Source organism: Thermodesulfomicrobium sp. WS (assembly GCF_027925145.1).
GTDB lineage: Bacteria > Desulfobacterota > Desulfovibrionia > Desulfovibrionales > Desulfomicrobiaceae > Thermodesulfomicrobium.
Map to the genome: position 1 here is coordinate 608792 of NZ_AP027130.1, position 22236 is coordinate 631027.

Sequence of the window (22236 nt, forward strand, 5' to 3'; positions counted from 1 at the left end):
CCTCGTGGTTGGGCGGACGCGCGTCTTCCGCGGGCCGCTAAACGATCTCGTCCTGGATGCGTGTATCGAAAATGCGCTTACTCTTGCGCTCGGAGCGCGGCAGCAGGCCATAGTCCACCACTTCCGCCCACACCGAGACCAAAAGCTGTTTCTTCACCTGGTGTTCCAGTTCCTTGGCCAAGTCGATGGAGCGCTCGGCCGGCACCCCTTCCCCCCGTTCCACCACCAGGCGCATATGGTCGCGGCCGGCATCGTCGCGGGTGAGGTGGATCTGGTATTCGGAGCCGAGGCCCGGCACCGCGGAAATGATGGCGTCCACGGAACTGGGGTAGATGTTCACCCCGCGGAACTTGATGGTGTCGTCGGTGCGGCCCTTGATGCGCGAGTGCCGCGGCAGGATCGACCCGCAGGTGCACGCTCCGGGGATGATACGGGTGATGTCGCGGGTGCGGTAGCGGATGAGGGGCGCGCCTTCCTTGCTCAAGGTGGTGATGACCATCTCCCCCCATTCGCCATCCGGCAGGGGTTGCAGGGTTTCGGGATCGAGGATTTCCAGAATGTAGTAGTCGGCCCAGTAGTGGATGCAGTCGTGGTGCGGGCATTCGATGCCCATGCCGGGGCCGTAGAGTTCCGTGAGCCCAGTGATGTCAAAGAGCTCGGCCCCGCCGAAGAGTTCGCTGATCTTGGCGCGCATGGAGCGGCTGGAGCGCTCGGATCCGTAAATGATCTTGCGCACGGCGATCTTGTCCGCAACGCCGCGGCGGTGGATCTCCTCGGCCATGAGCAAGGCCATGGACGCGGTGGAGCAAAAAACCGTGGACTGGAAGTCCAGCAAAAACTGGATCTGCATGTCGATATTGCCCGGCCCCACGGGCACGGCCAAGGCCCCGAGTTTTTCGCACCCCAGTTGGAAGCCCATGCCCGCGGTCCAGACCCCGTAGCCCACGGCGATCTGCACCCGGTCCAGGGGCGTGACCCCGGCCATCTGGTAGCAGCGGGCAAAGAGGTGGATCCAATCGTCCAGGTCTTTTTGCGTGTAGCACAGCACCTTGCGTTTGCCGGTGGTGCCGGAGCTGGCGTGGATGCGCACCAGCTGCTCAAAGGGCACGGCGCGCAAGGGGAAGGGATAGCCGTCGCGCAAATCCTCGGCGGTGGTCAACGGCAAACGGCGCAAATCCGCCAGGCTGTGGATGTCTTCCGGACGGATCCCTGCGGCATCGAGTTTTTCCCGGTAGGCGCTGCAACCTTCATAGGCGTGGCGCACCGTCCATTGCAGCCCCCGCAGCTGATGTGCCGCAAGTTCTTCGGGGCTCTGAAACGAAGGCATGAAGTCGCTCTGCATGGGTGGTTTCTCCAGACGGATGTTGGTGAGTCCTGCAGCGCCCAGACGGCTGGCCGCAGGGTTGTGATCGCTGGCCGCGCCGAGGAAAGCCTGGCGCAAGGCCGGGTCCACGAGCAGGCGGCGGCTTTCGCCGTGCTCCACCACCCGCCCCCCGGCCACGAGGTAGGCGCGCGTGGATGCCGCAAGCGCCCGGGCGGCATTTTGCTCCACCAGCAAAATGGCCGTGCCGGAACGCGAAAGCGCGTGGATGATGGCAAAAATCTCGTCAGTCACCTTGGGCGCAAGACCCAGGCTCGGCTCATCGAGCAGGAGCAGCCGCGGCCGGGCCATGAGGGCGCGGCCCATGGCCAGCATCTGCTGCTCGCCCCCGGACAGGGTGCCGGCCGCCTGCCGGCGGCGCTCGGCCAGACGCGGAAAGCGCGCAAAGACCTCCTCCATGCGCCGCGCCTCTTCCTCACGGGAGAGACGCAGCACGAGGCTCCCCAGGCGCAGGTTTTCCTCCACGCTCAGATGGGCAAACACCTCCCGGCCTTCAGGAGAAAGGGCCAGGCCCAAACGGACCATGGCGGCCGGCGAGGCCCCCAACACCTCGCGGCCATCCACCCGCACGCTGCCGCCGCTTGCCCGCACCAACCCCATGATGGCGCGCAGGGTGGTGGTCTTGCCCGCGCCATTGGCGCCCACCAAGGCCACGGTCTCTGCGGCGCCCACGGAGAAATCCATGCCGCGAACCGCCTCGGCGGTGCCAAAATGTACGCTCAGACCGCGAACTTCCAGCATCAGGCCACCACCTCCATCTGGCCGAGGTACGCCTCCAGCACCAAGGGATTGCGCTGCACTTGCGCCGGCGTCCCCACCGCGATGCGCCGGCCCCCGTCCAAGACCACCACCTGATCCGCCAGGCGCATGACCATGTCCATGTCGTGCTCCACCAGGAGCACCGTGCGGCCGGCCCGCCGCAGACGCACCAGTTCCGCTTCCACGGTCTCGGTCTCCGCGCGGTTGAGCCCGGCCACCGGCTCGTCGAGCACCAGCACGAGGGGATCGGCCACCAGGGCGCGGGCAAGCTCCAGCCGCTTTTTGTCTCCGTAGGAGAGCACCCCGGCGGGCCACCGCGCCTTGGCGGCCAAACCCAAACGGTCCAAGGCCTCCAGGGCGGCCAGACGGCAGGCGCGCTCGGCATGGCGGGCCGCCGGCAGGCGGAGGATTGCCGCGGTGAGCGAAAAGGGCGTGCGCGCCACCAGCCCGGCCAGGACATTGGCGAGCACCGTCTCGTGCGGGGCAAGGCGCAGGTTCTGAAAGGTTCGGGCAAGCCCCAGACGGACGATGGCGTGGGTGGGGAGCATGGTGAGTTCGTGCTCCCCCAGACGGATGGAGCCGGCATCCACCCGGCGCACGCCAAAGAGACAATCGAGCAAGGTGCTTTTGCCGGCACCGTTAGGCCCGATGAGGGCGGTAATGCTCCCAGGAGTCACGGCAAAGCCCACGCCATCCAAGGCAGTGAGACCGCCGAAGCGCTTGGTCACCCCCTCAAGCCGCAGCATCGCTTCTGCCTCGCTGCGCACGCCACCAGGCCAGGGCGACAGCCTGGCGGATGCCCCGGATCATCCCCTGCGGGGCCACCAGTAAAATGGCCACCAAGATGCCGCCATGGACGAACTCCTTGTAGGTTTCCGCCAGCTCGGAAAACTCCGGCAAGAGCACGATCACCGCAGCCCCCAGCACCGATCCCCACACCGAGCCCATGCCGCCCAAGACCACCATGATGGCCAAATCCGTGGACACGAAGATGCCAAAGGAATCCGGGCTCACGAACCCGTAGGTATGGGCGAAAAGCGAGCCCGCCACCGCAGCGAGCACCGCCGACAAAGTCCATAAAAAGACCTTGGCGCGCGCCACCGGCACCCCCAGGCAGGCGGCGCAGACCTCGTCGGCCGCAAGCACCATGAGACCTCGGCCAGGCAGGCTCCGCACCAAATTGAGTCCTCCAAACATGACCACCAGCACCACGAGCCAGAGAACCACATGGAGCCGCACCGGGTCGTCCACGGCCCACTGCGCCACGGTCAAGGGTGGAATCCCTGCCAAGCCGCTGGGGCCGCCGGTCCACCGGTCCTCCTGCAAGAGCACGTGATGGACCACCACGTTGCAGGCCAAGGTGGCCATGGCCAAGGCATGGCCGGAGAGGCGCAAAAGCGGGACTCCTACCGCCAGGGAAAGCCCGGCCGCGGCCGCCACCGCCACCGCCAGGGCCAGCCACGGCGACCAGCCGGCATGCACGGTGAGGATGCCCGAGGTGTACGCCCCCACGGCCATGAAGGCCGCGTGCCCCAAGGAAATCTGGCCGGTACATCCCATAAACAGATTGAGCCCCAACACCGCGATACTCATCAGGGCGATGCGGTTGGTCAGCCCCATGGTGTAGGGATTGTCCGTGTACCACGGAAAAAGCAGCACCGCGCCGGCAGCCGCAAGCACCCCCAACCCCAGCCGATGGGACCAAAAAAAATGCAGCCACCGGGCCCGCGTCAGGCCGTCCACAAAAACCTCCTGCACATGCCGCCCGGGAGATACGGCACCCGCAAATCCATAATCGATTGCCACGCCGTTGTCATTGGCGCACGATCCCGCTCGGCCGCCAGCAGAGCACCAGCACCAGCACCACAAACGCCAAGGCATCCTTGTAGGCGCTGGAGACGTACGCCGCGGCCAGGGATTCCACCAACCCGAGCAGCACGCCTCCTGCCACCGCTCCCGGAAAGGAGCCAAAGCCACCCAAGATGGCGGCGGCAAAGCCCTTGAGCCCCAAGAGGACGCCCACATCGGCGCTTAAGGTGGTCACCGGAGTCACCAAGGCCCCGGCAAGCCCTCCGCACGCCCCGGCCACGGCAAAGGCCGCCATGCGCACCCGTCCAGCGGGGATCCCCACCACCGCCGCGGCCGTCGGGTTGGAGGCCACGGCGCGCATGGCAAGCCCCAGATTCGTGCCCCGGAAAAACCACACGAGGGCGCCGATGGCGGCCACGGTCAGGGCCATCATCCACAAGGTTTGCGGCAGGACCATGGCCCCCCACAGACGCACGGGCACGTCTTCGGTAATGGGCGGGACCGCCATGCGGTTTTTGCCCCAGACCATCTGGATGGCGCCCCGGAGCACGATGGAGATCCCCACCGTCAGAAAGACGAGCACCAAAGGGTGGTTGGTGCGCGCAGGCCGAAGTCCCAGGCGCTCCACGAACATGGCCACCAAAGCCGTTCCCACCACTGCGGCCAGGAGCCCCACCGGTACCGGCAGCCCTGCCAGGACAGAGGCCGAATACAGCAACATCCCGCCCAGGGTCACCAGGTCCACCTGGACGAAATTGACGATGCCCATGGCCCCGTGCACTACACCGAACCCGAGGGCAATGAGGGCGTAGATGGCGCCATTGCCTAGCCCCGCCCATACGAATTGCATGAAATCCATGATACTCTCCCGCGCCTGGGCAGCAGGCGCCCAGCGGGGATACGGGAAAACGCCGCGCTGCTCAAGGCAGATGCACCGAGTTGTTACCGGACAATGATCTTGTCACTCTGGCTGGGACAATAAAAATGTCATCCCATGAAGACACGGGGTGACGTATTCATGAAGGCAAAGGAAGCGCGGCTGTATCGGTCTACGGTTTTTTGGACACGTTTTTTGTTCATCAAGCCGCGACGTTTACGGCCTCTTTCTGGATGGCCCGCACCGCTGCTGGAGTCTTGGAGCCGAGGAAAGTCCTAAAGCAACCCCCCATCCGGCGAACCGGATGGGGGGTATTACCGCTGTATGCAGCGGATTGCACTCTGGCTCCCTGGGACGGACTTGAACCGCCAACCTAGTGGTTAACAGCCACCCGCTCTGCCGATTGAGCTACCAGGGAGTGCTCGTGGCGAGAGCCCCTCTAGTGGGGCGGGGGGGCAGATGTCAAGCGCCAACTTGCCGCGTGTAAACAGCCAATGAAAATGTCACCTTTTGGGGACGGTTTGGGACAATAAAAATGTCATGGTTTTCCCCAATGGTTGTTGTTCCCCTGCCAAGGCCCCGGAGTTGTCTTCTGGGGGTTATGGATCGCCCTCGCTATGGGTTGAGGAGGGTGAAAATACCAGCGCCACGAGGATGCTGCCGCAAGGGAGCTCTGCTCCCGTTCCGGGCCGGAGCTCCGGCAAACCTGGGATTGTGCAGCTGCTCCGCATACGTGCCCAGAAAGTCGTTCGCCGCCTCCACGGTACGGATCCCTGCCAGGCGAAAAGCAATCACGAGACGGTTCTGCAGCGTCCTCCACAGCCGCTCGATGCGTCCCTTGGCCTGCGGCGACCGGGCAGCCGATGCAGCGCATTCCCAAGGTCTCCAGCACGCGGCCAAACTGGGTCTGGGGCGCGACGTTGCCTTGGAGCTCCTCTTCGCTTTGCCCTGTCCTTTGTGGACAAGGTCCACGGCTCCCTCCTCACGGTACCGATTTTTCCGTCGAATCACCTGCCGGCAGCGGGGGCCGAGGACTTCTCCCGCCTGCCGAAGCGTGAACGCTCCGGCTACTGCCTGCAGGGTCACCAACGCTCGCCGAGCTTCCTCTGCCTTCATGAATACGTCACCTAGTGTCTTCATGGGATGACATTTCTATTGTCCCAGCCAGGGTGACAATAGCATTGTCCGGGAACACCTTCAGGATGGCTCTTGACGGCTTGGGGCTCTGCGCATAAGAGCGGCTTCTCTTCCGCCAGGATAGCTCAGTTGGTAGAGCAGCTGATTCGTAATCAGCAGGCCGTGGGTTCAAGTCCCATTCCTGGCTCCACCGAATAATCGCGCCCCCTGGAGTGCTGCTCCAGGGGGCGTCGTTTTTGTCGTGGCCTCAAGGCTTTCCAAGCGCGGCCCAACCTCGCGCGGAGGCCGGGCCGCATGCTGACAGCTTGTCTGGTTACAAACAGCGCCCGGCCTGGAAGGCGGCGTGGTTCATCTGCCAGACCTCTGGCTTGGGGGCCACGCGGCGCAGGGCCTCCAGCCAGTAGTCCACGGGGAAGCTATTCCACGGCGCAAGGGTGGAGAGCACGCCGAGCATGACCACGTTGGCCGAGCGGCCGCTCACGTCGCCCAGGCGCAGGGCCTCGGCCTGGACGTCCACCCAGCGTACGGTAAAGGCCGAAAGTGCGGTCTCGATGCGTTCCCGCGTGGGATAGTCTTCAGGCTGCATGCCCCCGGGCAGGATGGTCGTGGGGGCGATGAGGATGGTGCCGTCCGGGGTAAGGAGGTCCACAAAACCGGGGCGCAGTACTTCGGCCTGCTCCATGGCCACCAGGCAGTGCACCGTGCCGGGCAAGGGGGCGGGACTCCAGGTGGTGCCGCAGGCAAAGGTGCTGATGACCGGTCCGCCCATCTGCGCCATGCCGTGGGTCTCGCCCTTGACGATGTTGGCGCCTTCGTAGCCCAGAAGGAAGGCCAGCTGGGTGAGGACCCGGCCGAAGAAGAGATTCCCCTGGCCGCCCACCCCGCGCACGGCCACGGACAGGCGCTCGGGTAGCGGCGTATAGGGGGAAAGCTCCCGGGCACCCGGGGCTTCGGGGATCTCCACGCAACCGGTGCGGCCGCAGACCTCGGGGGTGTGGGCGGAGAGTGCGCCGGTAGGGCACATCTGCGCGCACGCCGGTACGTTGCCGGCACAGCCCGAGCATTGCGGGGTCACCTGCGGCAGCCCCTCGGCGTCGGCAGTGAGCCCCGGGCAGATCTGGCACAGACCGCAGCGCACGCAGATCGTTGCATCCACGCTGACGCGGGTCTGCATGCGGTTTTTGGGGACCTTACGGATGCACATGCCGCGCACCACCAGTACGTGGAAGCCGCCGTCGGCAGCCCCCTGCAGTGCTTCTTGGAGCGCTTTTTCGATGCCTTTCTTGTCGTAGGCGTCCACGGTGTGCACCGTGGCGCCGTGGCCGCGCAGGCTCGCTTCCAGGTCGAAGACATTGGATTGTCCCGCCAGATTCACGGGTGAGGTGGGTGCGGGCTGGCCGCCGGTCATGGCGGTCCAGCTGTTGTCGAGGATGACTTTGACGCCGGGGACGTGGCGGAACAGGGCGTTGCGGGTGGCGTCCATGCCGCTGTGGCACTCGGTGCTGTCGCCCAGGACGGAGAGGCAGCGGCCCGCGGCCTCGGGTTTGGCAAGCACGTAGCCCGTGCGTTTGCCCTCGCTCGCCCCCATGGCCAGGACCGTGTCCATGGCCCCGAGGAAGTGGAGCAGGGTGTTGCAGCCGATGTCGCCGAACACGGCATCGAGTTTCCCTTTGCGCCGCATCTTGCCCACGATGAGCCCAAAGAGGCGGTACGGGCAGCCTGGGCAGATGAGCGGCGGCCGGGGGACCGGCGCAATGGACACGCCGGCGCGGGGAAGATCCACCCCCAGCCGGGCGGCCACTGTGGCCGGGCTCCATTCGGTGGTGGGGTCTGTGGGCGTTTTGCCGGATACGGCGATGCCGCGGCTTTGCAGGCGCTCCTCCAGGTAGCGCTGGCCGTCTTCCAGGACATGGATGGGGCCCTTCACCTGGGCAACGAAGGTTTCGATGGCCTTCCAGGGCAGGGGGTTGGTGAGGCCGAGGGCGAGCACATGGGGCTGGATGCCGAGGTGCTGGCAGGCCTCCTGCACGTGGAGGAGGTTCACTCCGTGGGTGATGATGCCGACAGGCTGGTTTCCGGCAAGACGCACGGGTGGCAGGATTTCCTCGGCCACGGCCTCCAGGGCGGGCAGGCGCTCGGCCAGGACCCGGTCGTAGGCCACGCGGGCCTTGGCCGGCAGGGTGACGAAGGGCGCAAAGCCTTGGCTGAGCTCCGCTTTGGGCCGGGTGGCAGTGGGCATGAGGCGCACCAAGCCTTCACAATGGCACAGGGTGCCGCTTGCCAGGATGGCCACCGGCGTATGGAAGCGGCGGCCGATGTCCGCGGCGAGTCCGGCGGATTCGTGGAGTTCCTGGTGGGTGCGCGGCTCGAGGATGGGAATGCCGCAGCTGCGCAGCAGCGCCTTGGGATCGAGGAGGTGCTGGGTAGAGCTCGGGGTGTAGTCCGAGGCGATGTAATAGATGAGGGCGCCGCGCGGCGCGCAGTAGAAGGCGCTGCTGGTGATGATGTCCGCGGCCTGGAAGAGGCCGGGGATCTTCATGGTCACCACGCAGTCGTTGCCCGCCAAGGTGTGGCCAAAGCCTACGGCCACGGCCACGGCCTCGTTGACCGACCAGCCGACGATCATACGGTCCTGCACCTGGGAGAGCCCCCGGTCGATGACTTCGGTGCTTGGGGTGCCGGGGTAGCCGTCAGCGGCGTGGATGCCGGCGCGCACGCACCCCAGGGCAAAGGCGATATTGCCTTGCAGGACCACCGGGGTGCCGCTTGGGGCGTCGCAGAGATCAGAAAAAGTCATGGCTTCCTCATTGGGGGTTGGGGTTGCGTTGGGCTTGGCGCACGAGGGTTTTCCAGCGGGCGGCCTCGGCCCAGGAAAAGCCTCCGGGCCGGCAGGGCCAGAGGGAGTTGTTGTGGGTGAGGGGCTCTTCGGCCAGGGGCCAGGGCGAGACGCGCACCGCCCGGGCAAAGAGCGGCGTCCCCGGGATGGGGGAGTAGAACGCAAGCTCCACGGGGATGCCCAAGCGGCTTGCTTCGGCAATGGTGGCCGCGGTGGCATCGTCGTCTTCGTCTGGCAGGCCAAAGAGCACGTAGGCGCGTACGTGCTCTGCCCCAAACCCGGCCGCGTGCAGGGCGGCCACTGCCTGTTCCCATTCCTCAAGGGTGAGTTTGACGTCAAGGCGGTGGTTGAAGTCCAGGGTCTCCAGGCCCAGGCGCAGGGTGCGCACCCCGCCGCGCCACAGGCGCCGGCAGACGTCAGGGGTCAGAGCGCGGATGTGCACGGCGTTGGGGGTATGCAGGGTCATGTGGTGCTCGGCGCACCAGGCAAGCGCTGGCCAGAGCCAGATTTCCGGGGCCACGAGCAGGGCGTCGTCGTAGAAGGCCACATGGCGGACCCCTTGGGCGTGCAGGCTCCCAAGGCGCTCGAGGACGAGACTCTTCGGCGCCTGGCAAAATCCCGGGGAAAGCAGCCGGCTTGCGCAGTAGGCGCAGGCAAAGGGACAGCCCCGGGAGCCGAGGATCACCCCGAAATCCGGGGATGCGTAGAGCTCGTGGGCAAGGCGCAGCCCGGCGTGGGCCGGTAGGCTCGGGGGAGAAGCACCCAAAAGCCGCCACAAGGCGGCCCAATTCTCAGGGGTTTCCAGGGGGCCGCAAATGCAGTGATCCGCCTCCAGGCGCCGGGCGTGTTCCGGGCAGAGGGTAGCATAAACGCCGCCCACCACCACCGGCACCCGGGGCCAAAGGCGTCGGCACAGGCGCACTGCCTCGTCCACGCCCGGATACCAATAGGTCATGATGGAGGTGACGAGCACCAGGTCCGGAGGCGGGGAGAGGGCGGCCAGGGCCGCTTGCACCCGCGTCGGATCGTGGCCGTAGCGGCAAAACCGCCGGGGCACCTGGGCGAAGATGGCGGGTTTGGGGATTTCGGCCTTGGGATAGGGACCTCGGCCGTCAGGATGGGGCCGGGGCCAGGGGACGTCAGCCCAGGTGCGCTCCAAGGTGTCCATGAGGGCCACCGAACAGCCGCATTGGGAGAGCATGGAGAGGGCCGAAAGCAGTCCTGCTGGCCGCGACCATAGGCCGTAGGCGGCAAAGTCGTGGATCCAGGGGTTGATGCCGAGGATGCGGGGACTATTTGCCTTCGGGGAGGATGTCCAGGTAATCCTGGGCCACCTTGGCCTCTGGGGTGCCGGGATGGTTTTTGACGATGGCATGAAACTGGGCCTTGGCCTCGGCGGTCTTGCCTTGGCGGAGGATGTTTTCCCCAAGGGCGAGTTTGAGGGCCACGGCATTGAGGTTGGCGGCGAGCCCTTCCTCCAGGGTGGCCTGGGCAGCGGCGAGGCCTCCCTTGCCTTCCTGGATTTGCGCCAGGAGCAGATATCCGGGCGTATAGAGCCAGTTGCGGCGGATGGCGAGCCGGGCCATGGCTTCGGCTTGGTCGGCTTGGCCGTGGCGCAGCAGCAGCCGGGCGAGGTTGGTGGCCGCCAGCTCCGGTGTGGCGTAGGTGAGGATGGCGATGGCCTTCTCGTAGGCCGCCTTGGCCTCCTCCCATTTGCCTTGTGCCTCGAGGACGCGGCCGAGGTTGTTCCAGCCTTCGCCGTATTCCGGGTCGAGCTCTACCGTGCGGGCGAAGGCCTTGCGGGCGTCGTCCACTTGGTCCAGGGCAAAGTAGGCGAGCCCCAGGTCGAAGTGGTAGCGTTTGAGCCCCTCGGCCCGGTCTGCGATGGCCATAAGCTCCTGCATGGCCAGTTGCGGCTTGCGGTTGGCGATGTATGCCTCCGCGAGATCCAGCCGTAAGGACACTTCCCTGGATCCGCTGCCCATATGGGCGCAGCTCGCAAGAATGAGCAGGGCGATGAGGAGGATGCGAGAGCAGACGGCGGGCATGGGTTCCTCCAGAGGGCTGGGAGGGATGCCCCTCCCAGCGGCTAGACGACTTTGTTCAGCGCATACTCGATGATGTCCTGGGCCCCGACGGCAAGGAGCTTAGGGATGAGGTCGCGCACCTGGCGGCGCTCCACCACCGTCTCGACGGACAGCCAGTCGGACCGGTAGAGGTGGGCCACCGTGGGCGCGTTCATGCTCGGCAAGACCCCCATGATGGCATCCACTTTGTCCGCGGGCGCGTTCATCTTCAAGGCCACCATGGTTTCGGCGCGCAAGGCCCCCTGGAGTAGGGTGTTGAGGATCTCGATCTTGCGGCGCTTCCAGGGGTCTTCCCAGGCCTTCTTGTTGGCGATGAGCTGGGTGTTGGTCTGCAGGAGTTCGGCGATGATGCGCAGCCCATGGGCCTTGATGGTGGTGCCGGTCTCGGTGATCTCCACGATGGCGTCGGCGAGCCCCTCCACCACCTTGGCCTCGGTGGCGCCCCAGGAATATTCCACCTCCACCGGGATGCCGGCCTCGGCAAAGTAGCGGCGGGTAAAGCCCACGAACTCCGTGGCGATCTTCTTGCCAGCCAGGTCTTCCGGACGACGGTAGGGGGAGTCGCCGGCCACGGCGAGTACCCAGCGTGCGGGCCGGTTACTGGCCTTGGAGTAGATGAGATCCGCCACCACCACGACGTCGGATTCGTTTTCCAGGATCCAGTCCTTGCCGGTGAGCCCAGCGTCCAGCACCCCGGACTCCACGTAGCGAGCCATTTCCTGGGCCCGGCACAGGGCGAGGGAGAGTTCGGGGTCATCCACCTCCGGAAAGTAATTGCGGTGGTGGGAGGTGATCTTCCACCCAGCCTTGGCAAAGAGTTTGACGGTGGCCTCTTCCAGGGAACCCTTGGGGATTCCCAGACGCAAGCGGGGTTCGTCCATTATTGATATACCTCCTTGGGATCGAAGATGATGGGAGAGCACTTTCGCCACGAGCCATCGGGCAGGCGCTCGGTATAGAAACAGCTGCGGTGGCCGGTGTGGCAGGCGGCGCCGCCCACCTGTTCCACCACGAGCAAAACGGTATCGGCATCGCAGTCCAGGCGGATGGCGCGGACCTTTTGCACGTGTCCGGAAGTGCCGCCCTTGTGCCAGAGTGTCTGGCGGCTGCGGCTGTAGTAGTGGGCCTCTCCGGTGGCGAGGGTGGCCTCCCAGGCGGCTTCGTTCATATAGGCGAGCATGAGCACCTCGCCGGTGGCGGCGTCTTGGGCGATGGCTGGCACGAGGCCGCCACACTTGGCAAAATCAGGTTTGTGCATGGGCGGTTCCTTGGGTGGCGAGTTGTCCACAGGCCGCGGCGATGTCCTGGCCCTTGCTCTTGCGCAGCGTCACCGTGAAGCCTTTGCGCCGCAAGAGGTCTTCAAAGGCGAGGACCGCGTCGGGGGCGGGGGCCTGGTAGGTCGCGCCGGGCGTGGGATTGTAGGCGATGAGATTGACCTTGCATTTGAGGTGGGAGAGCAGCCGCACCAAATCCCGGGCGTGGGCAAGGGTGTCGTTGACCCCGCCAAGGAGCAGATACTCGATGGTGATGCGCTCCCGGGGCCGCAGGGGGTAGCGGCGAAGCGCCGCCATGAGCTCGGTGATCTCCCAGCCTGCCGCCTTGGGCATGATGCGCGCCCGCAGCTCTTGGGTGGGCGCATGGAGCGAGATGGCCGGCAGGGCGAGGTCTTCTTCGGCGAGAAGCTGAAGCGTACCGGGGATGCCGCAGGTGGAAAGGGTCACGCGGCGGCGGGAGAAGCTCAGCCCCTCGGGGTGCGTCAGGATGTGGAGGGCGCGGCGCACGTTGGGCCAATTGAGAAAGGGCTCGCCCATCCCCATGAACACGAGGTTGGTGATGGGTTTTTGTGGGACGTTTTCCTCTGCCCAGAGGCGGGCGGCAAGCACCTGGGCGGCGATCTCGCCGCCGGTCATGTTGCGCCGAAGGCCCATGGTCCCGGTGGCGCAGAAGGTGCAGGCCATGGGGCAGCCCACCTGGCAGGACAGGCATTGGGTGAAGCGGTCGTCATCGGGGATGAGCACGGTCTCCACTTGGGCCCCGTCGTGCAGGGTCAGGAGGAATTTGACCGTGCCGTCCTGGCTTTGTTGGACCTGGGCGATGCGCGGCAAACGGGCGCTCGCCGTGGCGCTGAGCTCGGCGCGCAGGGCCTTGGCCAAGTTGGTCATGGCGGCCACATCCAGCTGGCCGCGGCGCCACAGCCATTGCCACAGTTGCCGGCCCCGAAACGGAGGATGCCCGCGCCGGCTCACGAAATCCTCGAGCTCGGGGAGGGTGAAGTCCAGAAGGTTGGGGGTATCCATGGCCTCTACAGGCGGTTGAGCTCCTTGTAGCGCAGGACGAATTGCACCGCCTCGTCCACGGTGGCGACATCGCCGGAGATTTGCGCCTGAAGCAGGCTGTCGCGAATCAGCCCCACCGCGGGGCCGGGCTTGATGCCGGCGATGTCCATGATCTGCTTGCCGTTGAGCAGCGGCTCCAGCAGCTCTTCACGGATATCGGCCCGGTCGAGCATCTTCATGTTGTGGTTGAACTCGGTGTAGGCCGCGCCGCGGGCCTTGATGTTGGCTCGGGCGATCTCGATGAGCCGCGGGTACTCGTCCAGGGCCTTGAAGCGGCGGATGCCTTTGTCGGTGAGCATGAAATGGAAATGCATGTGGTGCCGCACCAGGTGGCAGATGAGGTCCACCTCGTCGGTGTTGAACCGCAGACGCTTGAGGATCTTGCGGGCCACTTTGGCCCCCACCCGATGGTGCTGGTAGAAGGTGATGCGTTCTCCCACGCTTTCACCGGTGTAGAGCTTGCCGCAGTCGTGGAAGAGGCAGGCCAGGGTGCCGTACCAGTCGTAGGGGAGTTCCTCGGGGTAGTGGCGCATGACCGCTACCGTATGCTCCCATACGGACTCGTGCTGGTCTTCGCTCTTGGTCTCGAAGATGCGCGACAAGGCAGCGAGCTCGGGCACCAGGCCGTGGAGGATCATGGTGTCGAAGAGCAGCTGCACGAAGCGCCACATGTTTTCCGCCTCCACCTTGCGCCACTCGTCCATGATGTCCGTGACCGAGACGTAGTCGAGTACGCGGCGGGAGGAGCGCACCAAGGCCATCCAGGTGTTGGCCTCGATGGGCAGGTGGTAGTTGGCGGCAAAGCGCAGGGCGCGGATGGCGCGCGAGTAGTCGTGCTTGAGGGTTTCGTCGGGAATGCCCTTGAGCTGCACCACCCCGCGATCCAGGGATTCGAAGCCGTCGTAGGTGTCCCGAGGTTGCGGGATGTAGGGGCAGGCCACGGAAAGGGGAAACTCTTCGCATTCCTGGAGGGAAAGGATCATGCGCGGGGTGAGCTGCGCCACACAGACCTCGGGATGCGAGGCGTCGAGGACGTCGGCGGCGTAGAAGTGGAAGACGGATTCCCCTTGGGTGAGGGTGGCGAACATCGGCCCCTCGGCGGCTTTGACCTCGGGAAAGAGGCCGCGCAGACCGTCGAGGTCCAAATCGGTGCAGATATCCACGGTGGCGTCTTTGGAATGGGCGAGCAGGCGTTCATGCAGGGCGGCGCCAATGACGTAGGCGTCGTAGCCGTTGCGCATGATGGTTTTGCACAGGGAGGCGGCATCACGGATGGGTTGGGGCATGAGAAGGCTCCTTATGGCACACGCAAAATCCCGGCTTATGGCTCGGAAGAGAAATCTTCGTCTTTTTCCATGGTCTTGGTCAAGCGGTAGCGCAGCTGCCGAAAACTGATTCCCAAGAGTTCCGCGGCCTTGCCTTTATGGCCGCCGGTCTTGGCAAGGGCCTCCTGGAGCACGGCACGTTCGTGCTCCAGGAGATACTGGTCGAGGTTGATCTGTCCGCTCCACAGGCGGGAAAGTTCCGGGTCGTGGGCGCGGGGGGCGCAGGTTTCATAAATGATAAGCGATTCTGGTCGGATGACCCGACCGGTCTCCAGCGCCACGGCGCGTTCGACGATGTTTTCCAGCTCGCGCACGTTGCCGGGGTAGGTATAGGAGAGCAGTTTGGTCCGGGCGCCTTCGGAAAAGGCGCTGATGGAGCGCTTCTGTTCGGCGCAGGCCCGACGCAGGAAGTGTTCGGCCAGGGGGAGGATGTCTTCCTGGCGCTCCCGCAGCGGCGGCAGATGCACCCGCACGCCGCTCAAACGGTAGTAGAGGTCTTCGCGCAGGCTCCCCTGGGCCACTTCCTCCTCCACCGGGCGGTTGGTGGCGGCGATGATGCGCACATCGGCGCTGCACTCTTCCGTGGCACCCAAAGGGAGAAAGCGGCGCTCCTGGAGAAAGCGCAGGAGCTTGACCTGCATGGCCGGGGCGAGCTCCGCCACTTCGTCGAGAAACAGGGTGCCGCCGTTTGCCATTTCCACCAGGCCTTTTTTGGAGCGGTCGGCGCCGGTAAAGGCCCCTTTGCGGAACCCGAAGAGTTCGCTCTCCACCAGGTGTTCCGGGAGGCCGCCGCAATTGATGGCCAGAAACGGCCCGCCCCCCCGGGGGCTTTGGCGATGGATGGTGCGGGCGATGAGCTCCTTGCCGGTGCCGGATTCGCCGGTGATGAGCACGGAAATGGGCGTGGGCGCGATGCGTTCGGCAAGGCGCAGCACGTGGCCCATGGCCGGAGAGTGGGCGATGACCGTGCCGTAGCGGTCGTGGAGCTCGCCTTTGAGCAGGGCGTTTTCCATCTCCAGGCGGGCGCTCTCCAGGGTGCGCTCCACGAGGAGCAAGAGTTCGTCCAGCTCGAAGGGTTTGGCGATGTAGTCCCGGGCGCCGAGGCGGATGGCCTCCATGGCGCTTTTGGTGTCCGCATAGGCGGTGATCATGACCGCCGGCGTGGGCAGACCGGCCTCGTGCATGCGCCGCAAGAGCTCCAGGCCGCTTTCCGTCCCCAGGCGCAGATCCACCAGGGCGAGATCCACGCTTTCCCGCTCCAGGATCTTCCAGGCCGAGGCAAGGTCTGCGGCCAGGCGCACCTGGTGGCGGGCGCGGGAGAGGGCGATTTCCAGCACCTCCCGCAGGCTGAGGTCATCATCGACGATCAGGATGCGGGCCATGGCGTGCGCTGGAACAAAAGGTGGCCGTCGATGAAGTGGGCAAGGACCTGGCCAGGGAGTTCCATGCCCAGGGCCGGGGTATTGGTGCTCTTGGAGAGCATGGTCTTTCGGGACACGGTCCAGGTGGCGTCTTCCGCCAGAAGGAGGAAATTGGCAGGAGCGCCTTCCTCGATGCGTGCTTCCGGCAGGCGGAAGATGCGCGCCGGAGCCTCGGCCCAGAGGCGCACGACGTCGCTCCAGGAAAGCGCGTGTTCGCGCACCAAAAGGGTGGTGAGCGACAGGGCCGTATCCAGACCGCTGATGCCGAAGGGCGCTTCGTCGAAGGGGACGTCTTTTTCGTGGGCCGCGTGCGGGGCGTGGTCCGTGGCCAGGATGTCGATGACTCCGGTGCGCACGGCCTCGCGCAGGGCCAGGACGTCGTCGGCGCTGCGCAGCGGCGGATTCACCTTGGCGGCGGTGCGGTAGCCTTCTACCAGGGTCTCGTCCCATACCAGGTAGTGGGGACAGGTCTCGGCCGTGACCGGCACCCCTTTGGCCTTGGCCTGGGCGATGATCTCCACCGAAGCGCGGCAGCTGATATGGGCCAGGTGGATGGGGATGTGGAGATAGCTCGCCAAGAGGACGTCCCGCGCCACCTGGATGGCCTCGCTGATGTCCGGGATGCCTTTGATCCCCAGGCGGCCGGAGAGCGCGCCTTCGTTCATGCCTCCGCCAGCGCCCAGCGTGGGGTCTTCGCAATGGTCGATGACCACAAGTCCGAGGTCGGCGGCGTACTCCATGGCCCGACGCAGGATCTCCGTGGAGGCCACGGGTTTTCCGTCATTGGAGAGGGCCACGCATCCTGCCTCGGCCAGTTCGCCGGCAGGCGCCAGTTCCTGGCCGGCCAGGCCCTTGGTCAGGGCGCCGATGGGCCGAAGCCAGGGGCCGTGGGGGTGGCTTCCGCGGGCCCGCTCCAGCATGAAGGTGGTCACCGCAGCCGAGTCGTTGACCGGATTGGTGTTGGCCATGGCCATCACCTGGCCAAAGCCGCCCGCCAGGGCAGCGGCAAGGCCTGAGGCGATGTCTTCTTTGTATTCGAATCCAGGCTCCCGCAGGTGCACATGGGCGTCGATGAGGCTCGGAAGCAGGCGGGCACCATGGGCGTCCAGGAGGCGTGCGCCTTCGTCCTGGAGGCTTCCTGCCGGGGCGATGGCAGCGATACGGTCTGCCTGGACGGCAAGGTCCACGGTGGCATCGTTCAGGCGGGCATGGCGGATGATCCAGGTGAGCATGAAACTCTCCTTGAGGCGTTGCGGGTAAGCAGCAGGTGGAGCACGGCCATGCGCACGGCCACTCCCGCGGTCACTTGGTCGAGGACGCGGCTGGCCGGACCATCGGCCACGGAATCGGCGATCTCCACGCCCCGGTTCATGGGGCCGGGGTGCAGGACTATGGCGCCCGGGGCCGCCTTGGCGAGCAGCGCACGCGACAGGCCAAAGCGCCGGGCATATTCGGCAAGGCTCGGGAGAAGCCCCGCCTGCTGGCGCTCCAATTGGAGGCGCAGACACATGATGGCGTCCGCCCCGGCCACCGCCGTGCCCGGGTCGGTGTACACCTGGGCGGGCCAGCTGGCCACCCCTGGGGGCAGCAGGGTGCGGGGCGCGCAGAGGCGGACACGCACGCCCAGGCGGGAGAGGAGGTCCACGCCGGAGCGCGCCACCCGGCTATGGGCGATGTCGCCGAGGATGCAGACGACCTTGCCGGCGAACGCCCCCTGCCAGGCCTGGCTCAGGGTGAAGGTGTCGAGCAGCGCCTGGGTGGGGTGGGCGTGCTGGCCGTCGCCGGCGTTGATGACCGCGCAGCACAGCCGCTCGGCCAGGTACTGGGCAGCGCCGCTTGCCCGGTGGCGGATGACGATGGCGTCCGGCCGCATGGCCTCCAGGGTGAGGGCCGTGTCCTTGAGGCTTTCGCCTTTTTGCAGAGAGCTGGTGGAGGCGCTGATGCTGAAGCTGTCGGCGGACAGGCGCTTGGCCGCAACGTCAAAGGAGACCTTGGTGCGGGTGGAGGGCTCGGCAAAAAAGAGGACGACGCTTTTGCCTTTGAGAATGGGCGCTTTCTTGACGGGGCGGGTGTTGATCTCGGCAAAGCGCTCGGCCGTGCGCAAGAGAAAGAGCGCCTCCTCGGTGGTGAGCTGAGAGACGTCGAGCAGGTCTTTATGGGGCCATTGCATGGGGACCTCGCTGGGCTAGGACGAAAAAAAAAGGGGCCTTCCAGCTGCGGAAGGGCCCCGTTGGCTTGAAAAGTTCAGCGGATTTTCGAAGAATCATGGCGCTCGGCGGATGCTCGGTCCGGCGTTCCTCCGCAAAATTTTCTAGCCGAGAGAGACGTGGCCGTCCAGGACTTATATCCACCCCTCCTCCACCCCGTGGCAGGCCACGTGCGTGCCGGAGGGCAGGGCGTGGAGCCGCGGGATGTCCTGGCGGCAGCGCTCCCGGGCGTGGGGGCAGCGGCCGTGGAACACGCAGCCGGAAGGCAGGTGGATGGGCGTGGGTACGTCGCCGGTGAGTTTCACATGGGAAAAGCCCGTGGCGCCGATCTTGGGAATGGCGGAGATGAGGGCCTGGGTGTACGGGTGGCGTGGGGCCTGGAAGATCTCTTCGGCGTCCGCCAGCTCACACAGACACCCCAAGTACATCACTGCCACGCGGTTGGAGATATGGCGCACCACCGAGAGGTCGTGGCTGATGAAGAGGTAGGTCAGGCCGCGTTGCTCCTGAAGGTCCATGAGCAGATTGAGGATTTGCGCCTGAATGGACACGTCCAGGGCCGCGATGGGCTCATCGGCGACGATGAACTCCGGGTCCACGGCCAATGCTCGGGCAATGGAGACCCGCTGGCGCTGGCCGCCGGAAAATTCGTGCGGGAAGCGGTCCCCCCAGTCGGGGTTGACGCCTACCTGTTCCATGACTTCTGCCGCCCGCTGTGCGGCCTCGTGCGCGGATAGATGCGGGTTGTGGAAGATGATGGGCTCGGTGATGATGTCGCGGATGCGCATGCGCGGGTTGAGGGAAGCGTATGGGTCCTGGAAGACCATCTGCATCTTGGTGCGGTATGGCCGCATGCGGTTTCGGGAGAGATTGTCGATGCGTTCGCCCCGGTAGCGGATTTCGCCGGAATTGGGCGGATAGAGGCGCATGACGGTACGGGCCAAGGTCGATTTGCCGCACCCGGATTCTCCCACCACGCTGACGGTTTCCCCTTCATGGATGGAGAAGGAGACATTGTTGACCGCATGGACGATGGTGCGGCGTTGGGTGAGTTTGCCGTTCTGCCAGGAGATACGGTCCAGAAAGCCGCCGGAAATATCGAAGTGCTTGACCACGTTACGGAGTTCTACCAGCACAGTCTTCATGGCAGTGCTCCTTTTAGTCCACGAGATGGCAGGCCACTGCCGTGCCGTCGGCAAGAGGGTGCAAACGGGGAGGAGTCGTGCGGCAGATGTCCGCAACCTTGGGACAGCGGTTGTGGAAGGGGCACCCTGAAGGAATTCGGGAGAGCGTGGGCATCGTTCCGGGAATCTGGTTGAGCCGACCGCGGCGCGCGGCGTTTTGCGGCAGGGCTGCGAGGAGCCCTTGGGTGTAGGGATGCTTGGGGGCGCGGATGATGCTCTCGGTGGGACCCATCTCCACGATGGTACCGGCGTACATGACGGCAATTTTTTGGGTGACCTGGGAGACCACGGCCAGGTCATGGGTGATGAGCAGAAGTCCCATGTGCGCGGTCTCGCACAGATGCAGCAAAAGCTCCATGATGTCCGCCTGGATGGTGACATCCAGGGCCGTGGTCGGCTCGTCGGCGATGATGAGTGACGGCGAGGTGAGCAGGGCGATGGCGATGACGATGCGCTGGCGCATACCGCCGGAAAACTCATGCGGGTATTGGCGCAGGCGCTTTTCCGGCGAGGGGATGGCCACCTGCCGCAGTTTTTCCAGGGCCAGGGCCTTTGCCTCGGCGGTGCTCATGGGGAAGTGGGCGAGAAGGGTCTCCACCATTTGCGTGCCGATGGTCAGCACTGGATTGAGGGTCATCATGGGATCCTGGAAGATCATGGCGATGCGGTTGCCGCGGATTTGGCGCATCGCTTCCGGAGAGAGGACTGCCAGGTCTTGGCCTTCAAAGAGGATGGATCCGGAGGTGATCTGCCCGGGTTTGCTCACCAGATTGAGCAGGGCAAACCCGGTGACGGACTTGCCGGCCCCGGATTCGCCTACCAAACCCATGCGCTCGCCCTTGGCGAGGTCGAAGCTGACGTGGCGCACGGCAGGAAGAGGGCCGGTGCGGAGCTGAAAATCGACGCACAGGTCACGGACTTGGAGGAGTGCCGAGGATTCGTGGCTCATGGGAAACGCAGGTTATCCTTTGTAGATCTTGGGGTTGAGATAGTCGCGCAGCCAGTCGCCCAAAAGATTGATGGCGAGGATGAGCACCACCAGGGCGATGCCTGGAAAGAGGGTGATCCACCACGAACCGCTGAAAATGTAGTCAAAGCCAGCCTTGATGAGGGAGCCCAGGCTCGGCCGGGTCACGGGCATGCCGAGGCCGATGAAGGACAAGGCCGCTTCGGACATGATGGCGTTGGCGACCTGCACGGTGGAGATCACCAAGACTGGGGTCATGGTGTTGGGCAGAATATGGCGCCACATGATGCGACTGGTGGACAGTCCCCCCACGCGCGCCGCCTCCACATATTCTTTCTTCTTTTCCGCGAGGACCGAGGCCCGTACGGTGCGGGCGTACTGCGGCCATTCCGCCACGCCGATGATGACGATGAGCAGGGGAATGGCGAGGCGCTCATAGGTGCCCATGCCAAATGCGGACTGAAAGATGGCGCCGAAGAAGATGGCCACCATGTAGGTGGAGAAGGAGAGCTGCACATCCGTCATCCGCATGAGGAAGGCGTCGAGTTTTTTCCCGAAATAGCCTGCGGCCATGCCTACGAGGATCCCCAGGGCGGCCTGGAGGACCACGGCGCCGATGCCGATCACGAGCGAAACCCGCATGCCGTAGAGCATGGTGGAGAGCATATCACGGCCCTGGGTGTCGGTGCCGAGGAGGAAACGTGCGTCCCCGCCGGCCATCCAAATGGGGGGGATTTCGCTGTCTAAGATATCCACGGAGGAGGGATCGTAGGGATTGTAGGGGGCAATCCATGGGGCGCCCACACTGACGACGAGGAGGATGAGAAGGACGACCGCACTGCCCACCGCCAGGGGGTCCTGGAGAAAGGAATGGACGAGAAGAGATCGCCGCAGCCGTTGCCACCAGCCCATTATTTCCTCCCCGCGATACGGATCATGGGATTGACCAGGCCGTAGATGAGATCCACCACCGTGTTCACCACCACAAAGACAAAGCCGACGAACACCATGTAGGCTACCGTGAGCGAGGTGTCGGCGCGGTTGATGGATTCAATGAACATGGAGCCCATGCCCTGCCAATTGAACACGGTCTCCGTGAGGATGGTGAAGGCGATCATGGTGCCGAGCTGCACACCGCCCACGGTGATGACCGGAAGCAGGGTGTTCTTGAAGGCGTGCACCAAGAGGATGCGCCGTTCGCGCAATCCTTTGGCGCGGGCGAATTTGATGTATTCGGCTTCGAGCACCTCTTTCATCTCCGCCCGAATGAGGCGGATGAAAAGCGGCAGCATGATGGAGGACAGGGCGATGCTCGGCAAGATGATGTGGAGCAGCCCGTCCGCGGTGACCAGCCCGGACTGCCAGCCGGGAAAAATCTCCACCAGTTCTCCGCGCCCGTAAGCGGGCAGCCAGCCGAGTTGCACCGAGAAGACGTAGATAAGCAAAATGGCTGTCAAAAATACCGGAATGGAGACCCCGACGATGGACGCCCCCATGCATATCCGTGAGAGCCAACTGGTGGGCTTGACCGCGGCGTAGATGCCAATGGGCACGGAAAAGACGATAACGATGATGGAAGCGACGAACACCAACTCCAAGGTGGCGGGCGCCTTGCTCAAAATGACTTCCATGGCCGGGCGTTTGAAGTAGAATGAGTTGCCCAGGTCTCCATGGACGGCGTTTGTGACGAAGCGCGCCCACTGCACCACAAAGGGGTCGTTGAGCCCCAATTGCTGGCGCAGGGCTTCCCGTTCAGTCTCGGAGACCGAAATGCCCGTGAGCTCACGAATGGGGTCCCCTACGGACTGCTTGATGCTGAAGCCCAGGACGCTGATGACCAGCATCACGAACATGGCTTGAACAATACGGCGGATGGCGAAAGCAAACATAGTCGTGATAGGGCGGGCCTG

At 65.0% G+C, this 22236-nt stretch carries 18 protein-coding genes, 2 tRNA genes and 1 pseudogene; 1 reads left to right on the forward strand and 20 read right to left on the reverse strand.

The genetic code is table 11. From position 1 onward, the window contains the following. Window positions 1-37 precede the first annotated feature (37 nt). From QMF81_RS11340 to QMF81_RS03010, 6 genes and pseudogenes are all read right to left on the reverse strand, one after another. Window positions 38-2122 carry an ATP-binding cassette domain-containing protein gene (locus QMF81_RS11340; RefSeq protein ID WP_348772190.1) on the reverse strand — a complete coding sequence of 695 codons (2085 nt, stop codon included), beginning with the start codon at window positions 2120-2122 and terminating at the stop codon, window positions 38-40. Further along, window positions 2122-2886: an ABC transporter ATP-binding protein gene (locus tag QMF81_RS02990; protein WP_281751885.1), complete on the reverse strand. Its 765-nt coding sequence runs from the start codon at window positions 2884-2886 to the stop codon at window positions 2122-2124. The genes QMF81_RS11340 and QMF81_RS02990 overlap by 1 nt, the downstream gene beginning before the upstream one ends. After that, the gene (locus QMF81_RS02995; RefSeq protein ID WP_281751887.1) at window positions 2873-3883 is read right to left on the reverse strand and encodes a branched-chain amino acid ABC transporter permease; all 1011 of its coding nucleotides are present in this window, start codon (window positions 3881-3883) and stop codon (window positions 2873-2875) included. Before QMF81_RS02995 ends, QMF81_RS02990 begins: the two co-directional genes overlap by 14 nt. A gap of 70 nt (window positions 3884-3953) precedes the next feature. Then, window positions 3954-4808: a branched-chain amino acid ABC transporter permease gene (locus tag QMF81_RS03000; protein WP_281751889.1), complete on the reverse strand. Its 855-nt coding sequence runs from the start codon at window positions 4806-4808 to the stop codon at window positions 3954-3956. Window positions 4809-5168: 360 nt separating this feature from the next. After that, a tRNA-Asn gene (locus QMF81_RS03005) sits at window positions 5169-5244 on the reverse strand. 329 nt (window positions 5245-5573) lie between these two features. Then, a pseudogene (locus tag QMF81_RS03010) lies at window positions 5574-5706 on the reverse strand (ISNCY family transposase); the annotation flags it as partial. Between the two features lie 371 nt (window positions 5707-6077). Between QMF81_RS03010 and QMF81_RS03015 the strand changes: the two are divergent. After that, window positions 6078-6153 (forward strand) — tRNA-Thr (locus QMF81_RS03015). 123 nt (window positions 6154-6276) lie between these two features. On the opposite strand, the gene QMF81_RS03020 is transcribed toward QMF81_RS03015, so the two are convergent. The 14 genes from QMF81_RS03020 to QMF81_RS03085 all read right to left on the reverse strand — a co-directional run bounded on the left by QMF81_RS03020 (window position 6277) and on the right by QMF81_RS03085 (window position 22215). Further along, window positions 6277-8760, reverse strand: a complete 2484-nt coding sequence (locus tag QMF81_RS03020; RefSeq protein ID WP_281751891.1) for a 2-oxoacid:acceptor oxidoreductase family protein — start codon at window positions 8758-8760, stop codon at window positions 6277-6279. Window positions 8761-8767: 7 nt separating this feature from the next. After that, window positions 8768-10174: a radical SAM protein gene (locus QMF81_RS03025; protein WP_281751892.1), complete on the reverse strand. Its 1407-nt coding sequence runs from the start codon at window positions 10172-10174 to the stop codon at window positions 8768-8770. Continuing rightward, window positions 10092-10847: a tetratricopeptide repeat protein gene (locus tag QMF81_RS03030; protein WP_281751893.1), complete on the reverse strand. Its 756-nt coding sequence runs from the start codon at window positions 10845-10847 to the stop codon at window positions 10092-10094. The genes QMF81_RS03025 and QMF81_RS03030 overlap by 83 nt, the downstream gene beginning before the upstream one ends. 41 nt (window positions 10848-10888) lie before the next feature. Next, on the reverse strand, window positions 10889-11767 hold the full coding sequence (gene hisG, locus QMF81_RS03035) for an ATP phosphoribosyltransferase (protein WP_281751894.1): 879 nt from the start codon (window positions 11765-11767) through the stop codon (window positions 10889-10891). Beyond that, window positions 11767-12144: a phosphoribosyl-AMP cyclohydrolase gene (gene hisI / locus QMF81_RS03040; RefSeq protein WP_281751895.1), complete on the reverse strand. Its 378-nt coding sequence runs from the start codon at window positions 12142-12144 to the stop codon at window positions 11767-11769. Before hisI ends, hisG begins: the two co-directional genes overlap by 1 nt. Continuing rightward, entirely contained in the window at window positions 12131-13183 is a 1053-nt protein-coding gene (gene rlmN, locus QMF81_RS03045; protein WP_281751897.1) for a 23S rRNA (adenine(2503)-C(2))-methyltransferase RlmN, read from the reverse strand. Before rlmN ends, hisI begins: the two co-directional genes overlap by 14 nt. A 5-nt stretch (window positions 13184-13188) precedes the next feature. Next, complete coding sequence (locus QMF81_RS03050; protein WP_281751899.1) at window positions 13189-14508, reverse strand: HD domain-containing protein; 1320 nt, start codon at window positions 14506-14508, stop codon at window positions 13189-13191. 35 nt (window positions 14509-14543) lie between these two features. After that, window positions 14544-15929 (reverse strand): sigma-54 dependent transcriptional regulator, encoded by a 1386-nt coding sequence (locus tag QMF81_RS03055; RefSeq protein WP_281751901.1) that lies wholly within the window; start codon window positions 15927-15929, stop codon window positions 14544-14546. Beyond that, on the reverse strand, window positions 15914-17200 hold the full coding sequence (locus QMF81_RS03060) for a dihydroorotase (RefSeq protein ID WP_281751903.1): 1287 nt from the start codon (window positions 17198-17200) through the stop codon (window positions 15914-15916). Before QMF81_RS03060 ends, QMF81_RS03055 begins: the two co-directional genes overlap by 16 nt. Continuing rightward, window positions 17167-18138 (reverse strand): aspartate carbamoyltransferase catalytic subunit, encoded by a 972-nt coding sequence (locus tag QMF81_RS03065; protein ID WP_281751905.1) that lies wholly within the window; start codon window positions 18136-18138, stop codon window positions 17167-17169. Before QMF81_RS03065 ends, QMF81_RS03060 begins: the two co-directional genes overlap by 34 nt. Before the next feature lie 171 nt (window positions 18139-18309). Continuing rightward, window positions 18310-19320: an oligopeptide/dipeptide ABC transporter ATP-binding protein gene (locus QMF81_RS03070; RefSeq protein WP_281751907.1), complete on the reverse strand. Its 1011-nt coding sequence runs from the start codon at window positions 19318-19320 to the stop codon at window positions 18310-18312. A gap of 13 nt (window positions 19321-19333) precedes the next feature. Then, a complete protein-coding gene (locus QMF81_RS03075; RefSeq protein WP_281751909.1) occupies window positions 19334-20308 on the reverse strand; it encodes an ABC transporter ATP-binding protein in 975 nt (324 codons plus the stop codon). 12 nt (window positions 20309-20320) lie between these two features. Then, window positions 20321-21238, reverse strand: coding sequence for an ABC transporter permease (locus QMF81_RS03080; RefSeq protein WP_281751911.1), 918 nt, complete (start codon window positions 21236-21238; stop codon window positions 20321-20323). Beyond that, the gene (locus QMF81_RS03085; protein ID WP_281751913.1) at window positions 21238-22215 is read right to left on the reverse strand and encodes an ABC transporter permease; all 978 of its coding nucleotides are present in this window, start codon (window positions 22213-22215) and stop codon (window positions 21238-21240) included. Before QMF81_RS03085 ends, QMF81_RS03080 begins: the two co-directional genes overlap by 1 nt. Between the last annotated feature and the right edge of the window lie 21 nt (window positions 22216-22236).

Coding starts and splice junctions, on each gene's coding strand:
- QMF81_RS03000 (WP_281751889.1), bottom strand. CDS start 4,808: ATGGATTTCATGCAATTCGTATGGGCGGGGCTAGGCAATGGCGCCATC.
- QMF81_RS03050 (WP_281751899.1), bottom strand. CDS start 14,508: ATGCCCCAACCCATCCGTGATGCCGCCTCCCTGTGCAAAACCATCATG.
- QMF81_RS03080 (WP_281751911.1), bottom strand. CDS start 21,238: ATGGGCTGGTGGCAACGGCTGCGGCGATCTCTTCTCGTCCATTCCTTT.
- QMF81_RS03055 (WP_281751901.1), bottom strand. CDS start 15,929: ATGGCCCGCATCCTGATCGTCGATGATGACCTCAGCCTGCGGGAGGTG.
- QMF81_RS03070 (WP_281751907.1), bottom strand. CDS start 19,320: ATGAAGACTGTGCTGGTAGAACTCCGTAACGTGGTCAAGCACTTCGAT.
- QMF81_RS03085 (WP_281751913.1), bottom strand. CDS start 22,215: ATGTTTGCTTTCGCCATCCGCCGTATTGTTCAAGCCATGTTCGTGATG.
- QMF81_RS02990 (WP_281751885.1), bottom strand. CDS start 2,886: ATGCTGCGGCTTGAGGGGGTGACCAAGCGCTTCGGCGGTCTCACTGCC.
- rlmN (WP_281751897.1), bottom strand. CDS start 13,183: ATGGATACCCCCAACCTTCTGGACTTCACCCTCCCCGAGCTCGAGGAT.
- hisI (WP_281751895.1), bottom strand. CDS start 12,144: ATGCACAAACCTGATTTTGCCAAGTGTGGCGGCCTCGTGCCAGCCATC.
- QMF81_RS03020 (WP_281751891.1), bottom strand. CDS start 8,760: ATGACTTTTTCTGATCTCTGCGACGCCCCAAGCGGCACCCCGGTGGTC.
- QMF81_RS03065 (WP_281751905.1), bottom strand. CDS start 18,138: ATGCAATGGCCCCATAAAGACCTGCTCGACGTCTCTCAGCTCACCACC.
- hisG (WP_281751894.1), bottom strand. CDS start 11,767: ATGGACGAACCCCGCTTGCGTCTGGGAATCCCCAAGGGTTCCCTGGAA.
- QMF81_RS03075 (WP_281751909.1), bottom strand. CDS start 20,308: ATGAGCCACGAATCCTCGGCACTCCTCCAAGTCCGTGACCTGTGCGTC.
- QMF81_RS03030 (WP_281751893.1), bottom strand. CDS start 10,847: ATGCCCGCCGTCTGCTCTCGCATCCTCCTCATCGCCCTGCTCATTCTT.
- QMF81_RS11340 (WP_348772190.1), bottom strand. CDS start 2,122: ATGCTGGAAGTTCGCGGTCTGAGCGTACATTTTGGCACCGCCGAGGCG.
- QMF81_RS03025 (WP_281751892.1), bottom strand. CDS start 10,174: ATGCCATCGTCAAAAACCATCCCGGCACCCCAGAGGCCAAGGTGGCCC.
- QMF81_RS03060 (WP_281751903.1), bottom strand. CDS start 17,200: ATGCTCACCTGGATCATCCGCCATGCCCGCCTGAACGATGCCACCGTG.